Source organism: Kitasatospora sp. NPDC098663, assembly GCF_044760075.1.
Classification (GTDB): Bacteria; Actinomycetota; Actinomycetes; order Streptomycetales; family Streptomycetaceae; genus Kitasatospora.
The window spans coordinates 55,141-69,160 of the sequence record NZ_JBIWAP010000016.1; the positions used below are offsets into that span (position 1 = coordinate 55,141).

The window sequence follows — 14,020 nt, forward strand, 5'->3', positions numbered from 1 at the left end:
ACTCATGGCTTCGAGGGGTGGGGGCATGGGGCTCGAATTCCGTGTGCTGGGGCCGCTGCGGGCCCGGTGCGACGGCCACGAGATCGACCTCGGCCGGCCGCAGCAGCGGGCCGTGCTGGCCGCCCTGCTGCTTGCCCCGGGCCAGCTCGTGCCCACTGAACGGCTGGTCGAGGGCTTGTGGGGCGAGGATGACGCCCGCTGGCCCAAGGCTCCGGCCGGCCAGATCGGCACCCACGCGCACCGGCTGCGGCGCGCCCTCGCGGCCCCCGGCCTGCTGGTCGCCACCGCCGGCGGCTACCGGCTGGAGGTGGATCGGGCCGCCGTCGACCTGTTCCGCTACGAGGCCGGGGTGGGTGAGGCCGTCACGCTGCGCTACGACGACCCGCTGCGGGCCCGGGAACTGCTCGCCGGTGCGCTCGCGCTGTGGGAGGGGCGCGCGCTGGACGGCGTGCCCGGCGGTTTCGCCGAACGCGCCCGCGAACGGCTCGCCGCCGGGCACCACGCCGCCGTCAAGGTGCTGCACGACCTCGACCTGGCGCTCGGCCGGCACGCCGAGGCGCTGCCCGCGCTGGACGCGCTCGCCGCCGCACACCCGCGCGACGAGGAGGTGCAGCGCCTCCACCTGCTGGCCCTGCACCGCTGCGGGCGGACGGCCGAGGCACTGGCCGCCTTCGAGGCGCTGCGCGAACGGCTGGACCGCGAGCTGGGGCTCGAACCGGCACCGGCGGTCGCGGACCTGCACGCCCGCATCCGGGGAGGGGACGCCGAGCTCGCGGCGCCGTCCGCCCCGGCACCGCCGCGCCGGCCCGCCCGGCCCTGCCAGCTGCCGCCGGACATCCCCGACCTGGTCGGGCGGGCGGCCCAGGTGCGGGAGGCCGAGCGGATCCTGCGGGCGGCCGGTGGCGGTGAGGTCGACGGTGGTGGTGCCGGGGCCTCGCCGGTGCTCGGCCTGTCCGGGCCGGCCGGCAGCGGCACCTCCGCGCTCGCGGTGCACCTGGCGCACACCGTCCAGGACGCCTTCCCGGACGGGCAGCTGTACGCGGCCGGTGAGACGGCGGAGCCGGTCACGGTGCTGGCCGCCTTCCTGCGGGCCCTGGGGGAGCGGCCCGTCGAGGACGCCGGTGTCGGCGAACTGGGCGCGCGCTACCGGGCCGCGCTCGCCGGGCGGCGGGTGCTGGTCGTGCTCGACGGCGTCACCGACCCGGCGCCGCTGCTGCCCGCGGTGGCGGGCTGCGCGGCCGTCGTGGCCGGCGCCGAACCGGGCGCCCTGCCCGCCGACGCGGCCCGGCTGGCCGTGGGCCCGCTGGAGCCGCAGGACGCGTACGAGCTGCTGGCCCGGGTCGTCGGCGCCGAGCGGATCCGCCGGGAGCCGGGCCCGGCCGCCGAGGTCGCCGAGCTCTGCGGCTACCTGCCCGTACTCCTGCGGTCGGTGGCGGCCCGCCTCGCGGCCCGCCCGCAGTGGTCCGTCGCCGACCTGGTCCGCTGGCTCGCCGAACGGGGCGCCTGAGCGGCGCTCCGGCCCGGTGGCTAGTAGAGGTCCGAGGACATCGCCCACATGCGGACGTCGCTGGTGGGCGTGGTGACGATGGGGACCTCGCCGTCACCCCAGTAGATGGCGACGCCGCCGAGCCTCTTCACCACCAGTCGGGCGCCCGGGTGCCCGTTCGTGCCGGAGGACCAGCAGACGCCCCCGGAGGCGGAGTAGACGACCAGGTTGCCGTCGGACTGCATGACCGCCTTGTACCCGCAGTGGTTCACGTGGGTGCCGGAGTTCCACACGGCCAGCGGGTTCGGGGTGTTGTACCCGCGGTAGACGACCAGGTTGCCGTCGGGCTGCATGATCAGCCGGGAGTTCTCGGAGTCGACGTGCCAGCCCGGGTAGAGCGGTTCGTCGTTCCAGAGCGTGTGGGTCACCGGGTCGTACGCCGCCTGCGCGGTGCCGGCCCCCAGCATCGTCCCCGTCAGCGCCAGCGCCGTCGCCGCCACCCCGACGGCCATGCGTCGCACTGCCTTCACTGCCTTCATCCCCGCGTACCTCTTTCGTCCATATCGCGCCCGTGAAAGTACGGGGCGCCCCGTGGGACTGACCATGGGGCAAGGCGGTAGACAAACGATGAACGATCCCGTTGACGGGCGGGGGCGAGACGGCTCAGCCCTGGTGCTCCTCGTCCTCGTGGGTGGCGGCGTGGTCGGCTTGGCGGTCCGAGGCCGGGCCGGACATCACCCGCCGGGCGTTGGCCTCGGCCTCGCGCTCGAAGCGGTCGGACGGGTCGCTGACGCTCAGCCCGGAGCCGTTGTCGGAGCCCGCCACGGGGCCCTGCCGCTGCTGGAGGACGTGGGTCAGCTCGTGGGCGAGGGTGTGCCGGTCGCCGCCGCCGTCGCCGATGACGACGTGGTTGCCGGAGGTGTAGGCGCGGGCGCCGATCTCGGCGGCGGAGCTCCGGGCGGCGCTGTCGTCGTGGATCCGGACGTCCGAGAAGTCGGCGCCCAGGCGGGCCTCCATGTCGGCGCGGGTGGCGCCGTCGAGCGAGCGGCCGCCGCTGCGCAGCACGTCGTGGACGGCGGTGGCGGAGCGCTGCACCTGGCCGGCCCGCTGGAGTCGTCGGACGACGGCGGCGTTCCCGACGGACGCCTGGAGGCCGAGCAGTGCGGGTGCGGGTGCTGGCGCGTGCGTGGGTGCGGGCGCGTGCGCGGGTGTCCGGGCGGTCGAGGGGGCGTGCGCCTTGTCGTCACTGTCACGGGTCCTCATCGGCGTCCCTTCGGGTCGATGGCCGGTGAGTCCTGGATACCCCGCCCGCACCCGGAGCGATAGGGACGGCGGGGGCAGCAACCCTGCCCATCGAGGGCAGCCCCGCCCGCTGGTCGGTCCCCAACGCGCGGGCAGGGCAGGGGGATCGCCGTCGAGGGCAGGGCGTGCAGGCGAGGCGGCCATGGCGGATCAGTGAAGCCGGTACTCCTCGTGCGGTGTGGCCCGCTCCCACACCGCCTCGAATGCCGACTTCACCAGCTCCACGACGGCCGGCTCGGTGCGCCATTCACGGTCGACGACCTCACCGACGCCCGAGAAGTACGTGAACAGCACCGACGACCTGTCGAACAGCCAAAGGTCGGTGCCGGGGAGTGCGATGTCGGCCGCCTTCCGGCGGGGAAGCCAACGGATCTGTTCGCCTGCTCGGACGTTCGGGAACGTCACGTCGTACTCGTACCGGATGTAGTCGGTGACCGGTTCGGAGACGATCCGGGCGCGCCTCATCACGACACCGCGCGCCGTCGTCTCGGTCACCACGTTCAGGAACGGGCGCCACCAGGACGACCTGTCAGCAGCAGGGTCAAGACGCTTCCCCTGCTGCCAAGCGATGAACTCGGGGTCGCTGGGCTGGTAGGTGTCGCGCATCTCAAGATGCACGGCGGAAACCCCGGCCGTGGCCAGGCCCTCAAGTACCGGGTTCGTCATCGTTCTTCCTGACTGTCAGGCTCGGGGACGAACTGAAGCATGGTCCTGGAAAGCCGCGTAGATCTGCTCTGCCGTCCGCTCGTTGGGCTCCAACGAGCGGACGGGAGTGGCCTCGTCCTACGGCACTCGGCTGATGACGGCGGTTGGTCCGTCGAGGAAGACCTGCTGCTCGTCGCCGACGATCCGGAGCCCGAACCGGTCCGGGCCCGGCCGGTCGGACTTCTCCCACCAGCGGTGGGCCTCCTCGATCTCGTCCCAGAGCCGGCGAGGCCCGTACTGCCAGACCGTGAACCGGTCCTCCTGGCGCCCGTCGTGGTCCACCGCGGCCCACGAGGTGGCGTCCGTGGTGGCGACCCACAGGCGGGTGGCCACCCCTTCGACGTCGGGCTCGTGGTGCCAGGCTGTCCACACGTCGCCGAGCTTCAGGCCGAGGGCGAACCGCACGTCCAGGTCCTCGCCGCACACCTGCCACGGCGACAGCCGGGTGGTGGACTCTTCGGGCCGGTGGTGGTCGCGCACGACGTCCCGGTAGATCCGCAGGTCCGCCCGCTGGGCGCGCATCAGCATGAAAGAGGCGTGCGGGCTGAACTTCCCGTAGGTGTGCTGCTCGCCGACGACGAGCCTGAGCAGGCCGAAGGAGATCATCGGGCTCTCCCACGGTGTGACGATCACACTGCCGGGGGCGGTCTGCTCGATCCACGCCGTCGGCACCCTGCGGACCGAGCAGGTGGAGATGATCCGGTCGTACGGCTGCCGGGGGCCCCAGCCGTCGGCGCCGTCCCCGCAGGCGGCCTCCACGGCGAGCCCGGCCGCGTTGAGCGAAGCACGGGCCTGCCGGGCGACGTCAGTGTCGACCTCGATCGAGGTGACCCGGTCGGTGCCGAGCCGGTGGGCGAGCAGGGCGGCGTTCCAGCCGGTCCCGGTGCCGATCTCCAGAACGTTCAAGCCCGGCCAGACGCCGAGGTCGTCGAGCATCCGCACGACCATGGCGGGCGAGGAGGCGGAGGACGACGCCCAGGCCTCCGCGCTGTCGGCCGGTTCCTCGCCGTCGTTGACCTGCGTGACGACAGGCGCGTTGGCGTAGGCGGCCTCGAACCACCGGTCGGGATCGTCCCGGAGGTCGCAGGGTCGGAGGTCCCCGTTCTCGTCGTCCAGCCAGATCCGGTCCGGCAGGAACCGGTGACGCGGGGTCGCCCTGATCGCGTCCTTCCACTCCTGGGGGACGGGTTTGCCGAGTTCTGCGCTGACGGCCAGGAGCAGGCCACGCACGGCGGCCTGCTCCTGGCGGATGTTCTCCGTCACTGGTCCTTCTTCTCGTGCTTCGGAGGCGGCTTCGGGCGCGAGGTGTCCTTGGACGGCTTGTCCTTGCCCGGGTCCTGCTGGCCCGCGTGCTTGCCGGCCGTTCCGCTCATTGGCCCTCCCTGCTGCTCGGTGAGGTGTGGGGGTCGTCGAGTGGCTACAGGTCCGGCGGCCTCGGCGACTGGGGTGAGGCGGGCTTCTTCGGTTTCGGGGGGTCGGTGACCTGCAACGGCCTGCTCCTGTCAGCTCGTTGTGTCCTCGACGGTAGGGAGGGGACCTGCGCCCAGTCGATGAACTTGCTCGACCTTGCCTGGATTCACCCGAGCGCGTTGATGGCCTGGGTGATGAGCGAACGCGCCTCGGCGCCGTAGACCGCGATGCTCGCCAGCTCGGAGAAGGTCTGGCCGTACTCGGCGATCTCTGCTGGTTGGGTGATGGTGAGGTGGGCGGAGACAAGCTCGACGTTCACCTGCGCATCGTCGTACATGGTGAAGGACTCAACCGGCCATCCTGCACCCCTGGTGCTCCCGAGGGGAATCACTCCGAGGCTGACCGAGGGAAGGGAACCGACACCGATCAGATGGCCAAGCTGGCCCAGGAGGACGTCCGGCGTGCCGATGACCGTTCGCAGCACCCACTCCTCGACCAGGACGGCGAAGCGGTGATTTCCGGTGTGCAGCACGTTCTGCCGCTCCATCCGTACCGCGACGGCCTCATCGACGTCGTCGGGCGTGTTGCGCAGCGACACGATCGTGTGGAGCACCGCACGCGTGTAGGCGGCGGTTTGGAGCAGGCCAGGGACGACCCACGACTGATACATGCGGAAGCGGCGTGTCCGCTCGAACAGCGGGCGCACGGATTCCTGCGCCCGCTTGAGTCCGGCTCGTTCGAGGCGGCGCCACTCGACGTACATGCCTTCGATGTTCCGAGCAGTCGCGATGAGGTCCGCAGCTTGATCAGGGACGCCACAGATGGCCGTCCAGACGCGTATGTCAGCCTCCGACGGCATCACCCTGCCGCTCTGGATCTTGGAGCACTTCGATTCATGCCACCCAGCGGCCTCGGCCACCGCCCGCGCGCTGAGTCCGGAGTCTCGCCGGATATCGCGCAGACGCTGGCCGAGAGCCCGTTTGGCTTGCTGGACGCTGGATGACGCGGACACGTTCTAGTGCAGCCGGAAGTCCTCGTGCGGCACCGCCCGCTCCCAGACGGCCTCGAACGCGGAGTTGCAGAGCTTCAGGGTCTGCGGGTCGGTGCTGATCTCGTCGTCGACGAAGTCGCCTTCGCCGCTGAAGTGGTGGACGACGAGGTACTGCCCGTCGATCAGCCAGAAGTCATTGCCCGGGAGAGCCAGATCGGTTGCCTGTCGACGGGGAAGCCACCTGATCTGCTCGCCGGAAACGACGTTCCGGAACGTGATCTCATACTCGAACCTGATGTACTCGCTCACCGGTTCCGACACCACACGGGCGCGTCGGACCTCGACGCCTCGGGCGGTGGTTTCGTGGATCAGCTGCAACCACGGGTTCCACCACGACAAGCGGTCGGCCGGGTCGTCCCGGTGCCCGTTGAGCCAGCGTGCCAACAGGGGGTCGTCGCGCATGTAGCCGTCGCGCATCTCAAGGTGAAGCGCCGACTGGGTGCAGGTCTGCAGCAGGTCCTCAAGCGTGGGGGCCGCCGTCACCGTTCACCTCCGGGAAGAACTGCATCATTCGCTTGGGGAATTCGATCACGGTCTCGTGCCCGGGGACATCCATCTGCGCGAGCCGGTCCGGGTCGAGGACCCTCCAGCCCTGGAGGATGTAGTTGCCCGTCGCGTCGTCGAAGTAGACGGTCGGGGACTTGCCGTCGGGGCTCTCGGGGTCTTGTCCGAGCTTGTGCAGAGCCATCGTGGGCCTCCTCGTGGCTGGAGTCGATCGCTGTGAGAGAGCTTGTCGCACAACTCGTCACCCGCGCCACGAACTTGCTTGAACTTGCCCGGCGAGAGCGAACAGGTTCATGTAGTGGAAGTTGCTGACACTATTTTTGATGCCATGTCAGATACAGCTCTCGGCAGCCGCACGACGCCCAGGCGCAGGGCAGGGAGGGTCGTCGCGGAGATGTGCCAGTGTCGGCCGCCGGGCGAGTGCGAGTACAGGATCTGCTGGCGGGCGAGGCGGGCGGCCACAGCGGCGTCCGTGTCCGGCGGGCTAGCGTTGAGCTGGGCGTGCTCACGGAACCGTGCGGCCGCGTAGTCGGCGGTCTGGAGAAGACCCGGCACCCAGTAGGGTTCGAACGCACGGATGGTCTGTGCTGCGGCCTCCATGTCGGCCCAGGACTTCTGGACTGCGGCGTGGCCGTGTCGCAGCTCGCGCCGCCATCGGGCGTACCGTTCGGCCAAGTCGTGCAGCAGAGAGACGAGTTCCTCGGCGGCCTCGGGGACACCGCAGGCGGTGGTCCTGATTAGGTCTTGAGACAGATCATCGAGGCGCGAAGGTGATGGCCGGCGAGGTGGCTCGCTGGGGTCTTGTCGTATCGCGTGGCCGATACCTCGCCTGGCTTTCCGTTTGTTGATCAGGCGCTCGACGGTGTCCCGTTCCCCAGAGAGGTCGGTCTCACGGGCGGCCATGTGGAACCGCCGGATCCGGGACCAGTGGCTCGGCAAACGCATCGGAGCCGACACCGACACCGGCGCTGTGCGGGGCGGAGTCGCCTTGTCCTGGCAGTGCCGGTGGCTATTCGCCGGTCACGCCGTCGGTGAGCTCTCGAACGATGTCCAGGTGGCCCGCGTGGCGGGCGTACTCCTGCAGAACATGGAACAGGATCCAGCCCAGGGTGGGCCGCGTGGTGCAGTCGTCCGGGAAACGGCCGCCGGCCGCGGCGACGGTGGTCAGCGGCGTACCCGACACGACGGCTCGCGTGTACTCGCCGCCCGCGTGCAGCGCGGCGAGCAGGTCGGCGGCCGTCTCCTCCGGGCCGACGTACCAGCGGTCCGCTGGGCCGCGGTCGCCCCAGGGCGCCGAGACCTGCTCGGCCCGGAAGCCCCAGCGCAGCCAGCGCTGCTCCATGTGGACGAGGTGCTTCAGGAGTTCGAGCAGGGTCCACCCGGAAGGGAGCCGACTGGCACGCAGCTCTGCGTCGGACATGCCCTCGATCTTGGCGCCGACCACGGACCGGTAGTAGTCGAGATAGTCCAGCAACAGCTCGCTGGGATCGGAGAGTTGCTGGTCAGGCTCGGGCAAGGAGGAAGTCATGGGCCCGATTCTGCCACTGCACGGGTCAGCACCCGGAGGGTTTTCCGTTGCCGGCGGTCCCATCGGACCGGCCGGGCAACGAGAGCGCCCGCTCGTCGAGATCGACGAGCGGGCGAGGGTGTGCAGCTGGGGAGTGGGCCTGCCTCAGGTGGCGAAGAGGCGGCGGCGGGGAGGGCGCGCGACGACCGAGGCGTGTTTGAGGGTGCCGGTGATCTCGATCCGGAGCCGGGGGCTGGTGGCGTCGCCGCCGCCGTTGGAGCGCTGCTTGACCTTGGAGAAGACGAGGGTGAGATCGTCGGTGTCGAGGGTGACGAGGCCCGGCGGGCTGATGATGAGCAGCTTGCCGTGCCGCAGGGCCGCGTCGATCAGAAGGGTGTCGGCCGTGATGACCGCTTCGGTGAAGTCGAGGACGACCGTGCAATGTTTCGGCCGCAACTCGATGTGCCGGGGGACCACCCAGCGCCCGGCCCGGGTGTACTTGCCGCCGCGCTGGTCGATGACCAGCACGTCCTTCGGCGTGGGCACGGCCGACGCGAAGCTCGGCAGGTCGGTGGTCAGCTCGGCCAGCTCGGCGAGCGTCCGGGCCGAGAGCGCGGCTTCCAGTCGGGCTTCGAGCTCCTCGGGGGTGAGCCGGCCGTCTGCGGCGGCGACCTGCAGCGTTTCTACGATGCGGTCCCGGTCCTGATGGGATGCCCGTAGCGCGGGCAGGTCTCTCGACATGGGGTCCACGCTAACCCAGTGCGGGCGGCCCGGAACAGGGAGCTGGGCGGAGGCGGTCAGCACCGAGTGTGCTGACCGCCGGGTGGGCGGGGAGAGTTCAGACGAGGTGGTCGAACTCGCCGGCCTTGGCGCCGAGGATGAACGCGCGGAGCTTGGCGGCGGTGGTGGTGACGATGATGGCGGGGTCGTCGGACTCGCGAAGGTGGCGGAGGCTGTCGACCCCAGCTGCCAGTTCAAGACATGTGCTGCCGCCGTCTGCATCGCTGAAGGATGACTTCTGCCAGGCAAGGTCGGACATCGGGCGCCTTTCACGTTTGGAGCTGGTAGACGAGGTGCTGAAGGAGTCCCCACGAGTCACGAGAGGAATCCCGCCTGGGCTTCGACGTGTCCACGGCCGGTAACGAGAGATCGCATGCCTCTCGAAACTTCTGGTGGTAGGCCACTACGTCTGATGGATCCCCAAGGTGAATAGCGCGCTTGGGCCCATCCAGGATGATGGTCGACAGAGCGGTGCACCCGGGGTCGCAGATCAGGAAGGCACCTGTGTAGGGGACCTTCTTGGGGGCGTCGAATGGAATGATCTCGATCGTGACATTGGGTAGTTCCGCCATATCGACGAGATGAAGAAGCTGCTCGTGCATGACCGACTTGCCGGCGAACCGCATCCGAAGAGCTGCTTCGTGGATGACGAATCGAAACTGACGCCTACTGTCGGTCAGGACGCGCTGCCGCTGTAGACGGAACTGGACAGCGGTCGCCGTGTCCCAACGGCCATCTTGGTAAGCATCCTTGTAGATAGCTTCGATATAGCCCGGGACTTGCAAGCTGCCAGGGATATGGAGCGTGTCGAACACCGAGAAGGTCTGTGCCCTGTCCTCCGCCTCGGCCAGATCCAGCGCGAGTGTCGGGACTTTGCCCTCGAACTCGCTCCACCAGCCCTTGCCGCTGCTCCGACCCATCTCGGTAAGACCCGCGCGGTATACCGGGTCTGTGCAGCCATAGGCGTCGAGCCAGACTTCGAGGCGTTCGGGGTTGAGAGTGATCCGGCCAGCCTCGGTGTGACTCACTGCCGGAACCTTCATGCCGACCAGTGCTCCGGCGTCAGCAGACGACAGCCCGGCGGCTGTCCGCAGGTGCTGCAGCTCCTCGCCGAATCGGCGCTGCCGTTGGCTGATTGGTCCCTTGTATCCCACGATCGTCCTTCCCTGTCGGCGCAGTCTCGCGCACAACCCCTCCGGGATGCCACCAACGAGTGATGGCTGGCACGAGTCTCCTGGATTGGCTTGCAACCTTGCCAGACTGACCCCTACTCTCAGTGTTGCACCGATCACATGACGGAGTGTCAGCCTGGTTCACGGTGACGCCTCCGCCGATTCCCCTCCTCTCCCTCCCGGGGTCTCCCATGCGTGCTTCCAACCCTCCCGACTGGACCGCCGCCCGCACCGAACTGTGCGACCTCCTCACCACCGCCGGCTGGCCGCCCCCCACCATCTCCGACGCCGAACTCGCCCTTCACGAACTCTTCTTCAACGCGTGGCGGCACGCCGGGAGCCTCGCGCCCCTGGTCGTCGTCACCCTCCTGGAGCGCAGGCTCCGGGTCTCGGTCTGCGACGACAGCCAGACCCTCCCGCCCGAGCCGTGCGCCCCCGCCGACCCCCTCGCCCTCTCCGGCCGGGGCCTCCACCTCGTCCGTTCCCTCTCGCACCGCTTCGGCGCCGACCTGCGTAAGCAGGGCAAATCCGTCTGGTTCGAACTGCAGTTGGACGCCGCCTGATGCCCCTTCCCCGCCGCTACCCGATGCTGCCGACCGACCCCCGGATCCGGTACTACACCGACGGCCACATCCGCACGCTCCTCGCCGAAGTCGACGAGCGCGGCCGCAGGTTCGGCCTCATCTTCCCCTCCGCGACCACCGACCGCACCATCGACGGCCGCATCCTCGTCCGCTTCAACACGGCCCCCGCCTCCACCCTCCTCAACCTCCTCTCCCTCCTCCTCGCCGCCGAACGAGACCGCGACGACCCGTGCGCTTCCTGATCGCCGCCGCCTTCGCCGTCCTCCTCGCCCTGGCGATCGCCACCGTCGTCCTGGGCGTCATCACCGCACTCAACGTTGCAAAGACCGACGAGGAGGACCCCTGACATGCCCGACCCGGACCCGGACCCCGGCTGCGGCCCCAACCCCCTGGCCAACGCCCTCGCCGCGACCCACTACGCCGTCGCCGCCGCCTTCAACACCCTCGCCCCCGGCGCCGCCCGGCCCGTCCCCGACGACTTCGACTGGCGCGAGCTCGAAGCCTTCATCTTCCACTTGGGCTTCGCCGCCGACGACTCCGACGCCGCCCTCAACCTCTACCGCCTGCTCACCGCCGTCCAGCGGATCGCCTACCGCGAGGCCGCCGGCCGCAACGCCGCCGGGCACCCCGCCCGCCTCAACCCCCACCTCAACCCCAGCCCGAGCCCCCGCCCGTCCTCGACCGCGTTCACCCGTGGGGGTGGTGCCGGGTGAATGCCACCGACCGCGCCCCGCGCGGCCCCTAGCGTGGGCAGGGCAAGCGCCAGCCATCTCGGGGGAGGGGACCAGACGTGTCCGACGTCGCCGAATACCTGCTGCTCTACGTCGAAGGCGACGCGGTCGTGGCGCACGACGCCGACCTGCGCCCGCACACGTTCCCCCTCCCGCCCGGCGAGCTGGGCGCCACCATCGCCCGGGTGGATGCCGCCGGGGGCGCCCAACTCCTGCTGGCCGTCAGCTCGTCCGCGATCGTCTCCTGCCGGGAGATCTGACGAGTCGTCAATTCCTGGGCGTGTTCCGCGCTGACCACCGTCCGCGTCTGGTTGGCTACCCGGATGCGAGGCGACAGGCGCCTCCAAGTCAAAGGAACACCGGCATGACGACAGAGCGCACCAACCCGGCGGCCCGGCTCGGGTTCCAGCCCGGGCAGGTCGTCCAGGAGATCGGCTACGACGAGGACGTCGACCAGGACCTCCGTGAGGGCATCGAGTCGATCACCGGCCAGGACCTCGTCGACGAGGACTACGACGACGTGGCCGACACCGTCCTGCTCTGGTTCCGCGAGGACGACGGCGACCTCACCGACGCTCTGGTCGACGCCATCGGCTTCCTCGAAGAGGGCGGCGTGATCTGGCTGCTCACCCCGAAGTCGGGCCGGGACGGCTACCTCGAGCCCAGCGACGTCAACGAAGCCGCCCAGACCGCCGGTCTCTCCCAGACCAAGTCGGTCAGTGTGGCCAAGGACTGGGCAGGCGCCCGCCTCATCGCCCCCAAGCGCTGACACCCCCGGAGTGGGAAGTCGGCCCCGCCGACTTCCTACTCCGCGCCCCTCGCCTCACCGCTGCGGCAGCTCGCACCCGTCCGGCCCGCAGACCTCGCCGCTGCCGCCGCTGCCGCCGCTGCCGTCACCGCTCGTGCCGCCGACCAGCAGCGGCACCACCACCCGGCTCTCCCAGGCCTGCTCCAGCGCCGCCGTGAACGTCTCGGCCGGCTGGGCGCCCGAGACCCCGAGCCGTCGGTCGAACACGAAGAACGGGACCCCGGTGGCACCCATCGCGCCCGCCGTCGCCTCGTCCTCGCGCACCGCCTCCGCGTAGGCGTCCGGATCGGCCAGCACCGCTGCCGCGGCCTCGCCGTCCAGCCCCGCCTCGACGGCCAGTTCCACCAGCCGTCCTTGCGCGAACGCGGATCGCGCGTCGGCGAAGTTGGCCCGGTACAGCGCGTCCAGCAGCTGGCCCTGCCGACCGTGGTCCTTGGCGAAGTGCAGCAGGCGGTGCATGTCGAAGGAGTTCGCCGCGTCGCGCCCCTCGCGGAGGTACGCCAGCCCCTCCCCGTGCGCGTTGTCCGCGATCCGCGCCTCTGCCGCCTCGGCCTGCTCCAGGCTGAGCCCGTACTTGGCGGCGATCAGCGGGACGACCGGTCGTGCCTCGGCCGGCGAGTGGGGGTCGAGCTCGAAGGAGCGGTGGACGACCTCCACGTCCCCCCGGTGGGGGAACCGCTCCAGGGCCTGCTCGAACCGGGCCTTGCCGATGTAGCACCACGGGCAGTTGATGTCGGTCCAGATCTCCACGCGCACGGCGTCGCTCCCGTCTCCAGCCGTGCGGGGCCTTCCCGCACCCGGCTCCGAGGCCAACGCAGACGGCCACCTGAATATTTCTTGTGATGAAATATTCAGGTGCTCGGCGGGACCGGCCTGGGCGGGCGCGGTGGCCGCCGTCGCGCTCGGGGGGCTGGTCGGGGCCTTCGTGGACCTTCGCTTCGACGCCCAGCGATGACGCCCAGCGATGACGTCCAGCGATGACGTCCGGCGCTGACGTCCGGCGCTGACGCCGTCCCCGGCCGTGACCGGCAACCGACCCCGTGCGTGGGAAGTCGGACCGGCCGACTTCCCATGCAAGCCGCCGCCGGTCAGCAGGAGATGTTGCCGCCGCCGACGTCGGTGCCGAGGACGCCGACGAACTTCTTGTAGAGGTTGATGCGGTCGTTGCGCTCGTCCGGGTTCTTGCCGTTGCACTCCAGGTCGCCGTTGATGCTGCGGATGGTCTCGCCGAAGCCCTTGCCGTTGACGATGGCGTCGTGCGCGGTCATCGTCCCGGCGCCCTTCTGGGAGTTCCAGAACCAGAGGCCGGTCTTCCAGGAGACGGCCGGGTCCTTCTCGGCCAGGGAGGGGTTGTTCAGCAGGTCGATGTGCAGGGCGTCGCCCGCCGCCTTGTAGTTGAAGTTCCAGCTGATCTGGAGCGGGCCGCGCCCGTAGTAGGCGCTCTTGCCGGCGGGACAGCCGTAGGGCTGCGAGGTGTCGCAGTAGTGCGGGTAGTTGGCGGTGTTCTGCTCGACGACGTACTTCAGGCCGCCGGTCTCGTGGCTGACGTTGGCGAGGAAGGCGGCGGCCTCGCGCTTGCGGGTGGCGTCGTTGCCGGTGGTGGTGAACCCGGGGTAGGCGCTGAGGGCGTCGGTCAGGCCGCGGTAGGTGTAGAAGGAGTTCCGGCTCGGGAACATCTGGTTGAACTGGGCCTCGCTGACCACGAACGAGGCGGCCGCCGCTGGTGTGGCGTGCCCGGTGAGCGCGGTGGTGCCCAGGGCGACGGTGCTCAGGACGGCGGCCGAGGCGGCCATGGACAGGGTGCGGGAGAGCTTCATCGTCACTTCTCGCTTGTCGTCGGGGTGAGGGTGCTTCGGGGGTGTTTCGGTGGCGCTTGGGCGGTGCTCCGAGGGATGCTCCGGCGGGTGCTTCGGGAGCGAAGCGCCGGGGAACATCGTGGTGCGCCGATTCTGGGAAAAGGCGCCGACCAGCACCCAAACC

At 70.2% G+C, this 14,020-nt stretch carries 19 protein-coding genes and 2 pseudogenes; 6 read left to right on the forward strand and 15 right to left on the reverse strand.

What is annotated here, in order from left to right:
* The first annotated feature begins 25 nt into the window (after window positions 1–25).
* Window positions 26–1,507 carry a BTAD domain-containing putative transcriptional regulator gene (locus tag ACIQVZ_RS19215; protein WP_402451360.1) on the forward strand — a complete coding sequence of 494 codons (1,482 nt, stop codon included), beginning with the start codon at window positions 26–28 and terminating at the stop codon, window positions 1,505–1,507.
* Window positions 1,508–1,527: 20 nt separating this feature from the next.
* Here ACIQVZ_RS19215 and ACIQVZ_RS19220 read toward each other — a convergent pair whose 3' ends face one another.
* From ACIQVZ_RS19220 to ACIQVZ_RS19280, 13 genes and pseudogenes are all read right to left on the reverse strand, one after another.
* Complete coding sequence (locus tag ACIQVZ_RS19220) at window positions 1,528–2,025, reverse strand: hypothetical protein (protein ID WP_402451362.1); 498 nt, start codon at window positions 2,023–2,025, stop codon at window positions 1,528–1,530.
* Window positions 2,026–2,179: 154 nt separating this feature from the next.
* A pseudogene (locus tag ACIQVZ_RS19225) lies at window positions 2,180–2,749 on the reverse strand (DUF4157 domain-containing protein); the annotation flags it as partial.
* Window positions 2,750–2,938: 189 nt separating this feature from the next.
* A complete protein-coding gene (locus ACIQVZ_RS19230) occupies window positions 2,939–3,454 on the reverse strand; it encodes a DUF6879 family protein (RefSeq protein ID WP_402451363.1) in 516 nt (171 codons plus the stop codon).
* Between the two features lie 117 nt (window positions 3,455–3,571).
* Window positions 3,572–4,756, reverse strand: coding sequence for a methyltransferase domain-containing protein (locus tag ACIQVZ_RS19235; RefSeq protein ID WP_402451365.1), 1,185 nt, complete (start codon window positions 4,754–4,756; stop codon window positions 3,572–3,574).
* Between the two features lie 313 nt (window positions 4,757–5,069).
* Window positions 5,070–5,666: a DUF5753 domain-containing protein gene (locus tag ACIQVZ_RS19240; RefSeq protein WP_402451518.1), complete on the reverse strand. Its 597-nt coding sequence runs from the start codon at window positions 5,664–5,666 to the stop codon at window positions 5,070–5,072.
* A gap of 48 nt (window positions 5,667–5,714) precedes the next feature.
* Window positions 5,715–5,915, reverse strand: a pseudogene (locus ACIQVZ_RS19245) (helix-turn-helix domain-containing protein); the annotation flags it as partial.
* Between the two features lie 3 nt (window positions 5,916–5,918).
* Window positions 5,919–6,437, reverse strand: a complete 519-nt coding sequence (locus ACIQVZ_RS19250) for a DUF6879 family protein (RefSeq protein WP_402451367.1) — start codon at window positions 6,435–6,437, stop codon at window positions 5,919–5,921.
* Window positions 6,415–6,642: a hypothetical protein gene (locus ACIQVZ_RS19255; protein WP_402451368.1), complete on the reverse strand. Its 228-nt coding sequence runs from the start codon at window positions 6,640–6,642 to the stop codon at window positions 6,415–6,417. The genes ACIQVZ_RS19250 and ACIQVZ_RS19255 overlap by 23 nt, the downstream gene beginning before the upstream one ends.
* A 107-nt stretch (window positions 6,643–6,749) precedes the next feature.
* Entirely contained in the window at window positions 6,750–7,058 is a 309-nt protein-coding gene (locus ACIQVZ_RS19260; protein WP_402451521.1) for a Scr1 family TA system antitoxin-like transcriptional regulator, read from the reverse strand.
* Window positions 7,059–7,467: 409 nt separating this feature from the next.
* Window positions 7,468–7,986: a DinB family protein gene (locus ACIQVZ_RS19265; protein WP_350877627.1), complete on the reverse strand. Its 519-nt coding sequence runs from the start codon at window positions 7,984–7,986 to the stop codon at window positions 7,468–7,470.
* Between the two features lie 144 nt (window positions 7,987–8,130).
* A complete protein-coding gene (locus ACIQVZ_RS19270; protein ID WP_402451371.1) occupies window positions 8,131–8,706 on the reverse strand; it encodes a DUF1707 domain-containing protein in 576 nt (191 codons plus the stop codon).
* 97 nt (window positions 8,707–8,803) lie between these two features.
* Window positions 8,804–9,004 (reverse strand): DUF397 domain-containing protein, encoded by a 201-nt coding sequence (locus ACIQVZ_RS19275; protein WP_402451373.1) that lies wholly within the window; start codon window positions 9,002–9,004, stop codon window positions 8,804–8,806.
* Window positions 9,005–9,014: 10 nt separating this feature from the next.
* Window positions 9,015–9,899 (reverse strand): helix-turn-helix domain-containing protein, encoded by an 885-nt coding sequence (locus ACIQVZ_RS19280; RefSeq protein ID WP_402451376.1) that lies wholly within the window; start codon window positions 9,897–9,899, stop codon window positions 9,015–9,017.
* 209 nt (window positions 9,900–10,108) lie between these two features.
* Here ACIQVZ_RS19280 and ACIQVZ_RS19285 point away from each other — a divergent pair, with 209 nt between their 5' ends.
* From ACIQVZ_RS19285 to ACIQVZ_RS19305, 5 genes are all read left to right on the forward strand, one after another.
* Window positions 10,109–10,480 carry an ATP-binding protein gene (locus ACIQVZ_RS19285; RefSeq protein WP_402451378.1) on the forward strand — a complete coding sequence of 124 codons (372 nt, stop codon included), beginning with the start codon at window positions 10,109–10,111 and terminating at the stop codon, window positions 10,478–10,480.
* A complete protein-coding gene (locus ACIQVZ_RS19290; RefSeq protein ID WP_350877643.1) occupies window positions 10,480–10,743 on the forward strand; it encodes a hypothetical protein in 264 nt (87 codons plus the stop codon). The genes ACIQVZ_RS19285 and ACIQVZ_RS19290 overlap by 1 nt, the downstream gene beginning before the upstream one ends.
* 105 nt (window positions 10,744–10,848) lie before the next feature.
* Window positions 10,849–11,214 (forward strand): hypothetical protein, encoded by a 366-nt coding sequence (locus ACIQVZ_RS19295; protein ID WP_402451380.1) that lies wholly within the window; start codon window positions 10,849–10,851, stop codon window positions 11,212–11,214.
* Window positions 11,215–11,291: 77 nt separating this feature from the next.
* The gene (locus tag ACIQVZ_RS19300) at window positions 11,292–11,492 is read left to right on the forward strand and encodes a hypothetical protein (protein ID WP_350877647.1); all 201 of its coding nucleotides are present in this window, start codon (window positions 11,292–11,294) and stop codon (window positions 11,490–11,492) included.
* Between the two features lie 104 nt (window positions 11,493–11,596).
* Window positions 11,597–12,001 (forward strand): DUF3052 domain-containing protein, encoded by a 405-nt coding sequence (locus ACIQVZ_RS19305; RefSeq protein WP_402451382.1) that lies wholly within the window; start codon window positions 11,597–11,599, stop codon window positions 11,999–12,001.
* Window positions 12,002–12,055: 54 nt separating this feature from the next.
* Here the strand turns inward: ACIQVZ_RS19305 and ACIQVZ_RS19310 are convergent, their stop codons facing one another.
* Together ACIQVZ_RS19310 and ACIQVZ_RS19315 are read right to left on the reverse strand one after the other, a co-directional pair.
* The gene (locus ACIQVZ_RS19310; protein WP_402451384.1) at window positions 12,056–12,796 is read right to left on the reverse strand and encodes a DsbA family protein; all 741 of its coding nucleotides are present in this window, start codon (window positions 12,794–12,796) and stop codon (window positions 12,056–12,058) included.
* 332 nt (window positions 12,797–13,128) lie between these two features.
* Complete coding sequence (locus ACIQVZ_RS19315; protein ID WP_402451385.1) at window positions 13,129–13,863, reverse strand: chitinase; 735 nt, start codon at window positions 13,861–13,863, stop codon at window positions 13,129–13,131.
* Between the last annotated feature and the right edge of the window lie 157 nt (window positions 13,864–14,020).

Excerpts from the sequence above, each read along its gene's own strand:
- ACIQVZ_RS19240 (WP_402451518.1), bottom strand. The coding sequence starts at position 5,666 with ATGTACGTCGAGTGGCGCCGCCTCGAACGAGCCGGACTCAAGCGGGCG.
- ACIQVZ_RS19215 (WP_402451360.1), top strand. The coding sequence starts at position 26 with ATGGGGCTCGAATTCCGTGTGCTGGGGCCGCTGCGGGCCCGGTGCGAC.
- ACIQVZ_RS19295 (WP_402451380.1), top strand. The coding sequence starts at position 10,849 with ATGCCCGACCCGGACCCGGACCCCGGCTGCGGCCCCAACCCCCTGGCC.
- ACIQVZ_RS19260 (WP_402451521.1), bottom strand. The coding sequence starts at position 7,058 with ATGGAGGCCGCAGCACAGACCATCCGTGCGTTCGAACCCTACTGGGTG.
- ACIQVZ_RS19230 (WP_402451363.1), bottom strand. The coding sequence starts at position 3,454 with ATGACGAACCCGGTACTTGAGGGCCTGGCCACGGCCGGGGTTTCCGCC.
- ACIQVZ_RS19275 (WP_402451373.1), bottom strand. The coding sequence starts at position 9,004 with ATGTCCGACCTTGCCTGGCAGAAGTCATCCTTCAGCGATGCAGACGGC.
- ACIQVZ_RS19285 (WP_402451378.1), top strand. The coding sequence starts at position 10,109 with ATGCGTGCTTCCAACCCTCCCGACTGGACCGCCGCCCGCACCGAACTG.
- ACIQVZ_RS19220 (WP_402451362.1), bottom strand. The coding sequence starts at position 2,025 with ATGAAGGCAGTGAAGGCAGTGCGACGCATGGCCGTCGGGGTGGCGGCG.
- ACIQVZ_RS19270 (WP_402451371.1), bottom strand. The coding sequence starts at position 8,706 with ATGTCGAGAGACCTGCCCGCGCTACGGGCATCCCATCAGGACCGGGAC.
- ACIQVZ_RS19255 (WP_402451368.1), bottom strand. The coding sequence starts at position 6,642 with ATGGCTCTGCACAAGCTCGGACAAGACCCCGAGAGCCCCGACGGCAAG.
- ACIQVZ_RS19290 (WP_350877643.1), top strand. The coding sequence starts at position 10,480 with ATGCCCCTTCCCCGCCGCTACCCGATGCTGCCGACCGACCCCCGGATC.
- ACIQVZ_RS19265 (WP_350877627.1), bottom strand. The coding sequence starts at position 7,986 with ATGACTTCCTCCTTGCCCGAGCCTGACCAGCAACTCTCCGATCCCAGC.
- ACIQVZ_RS19305 (WP_402451382.1), top strand. The coding sequence starts at position 11,597 with ATGACGACAGAGCGCACCAACCCGGCGGCCCGGCTCGGGTTCCAGCCC.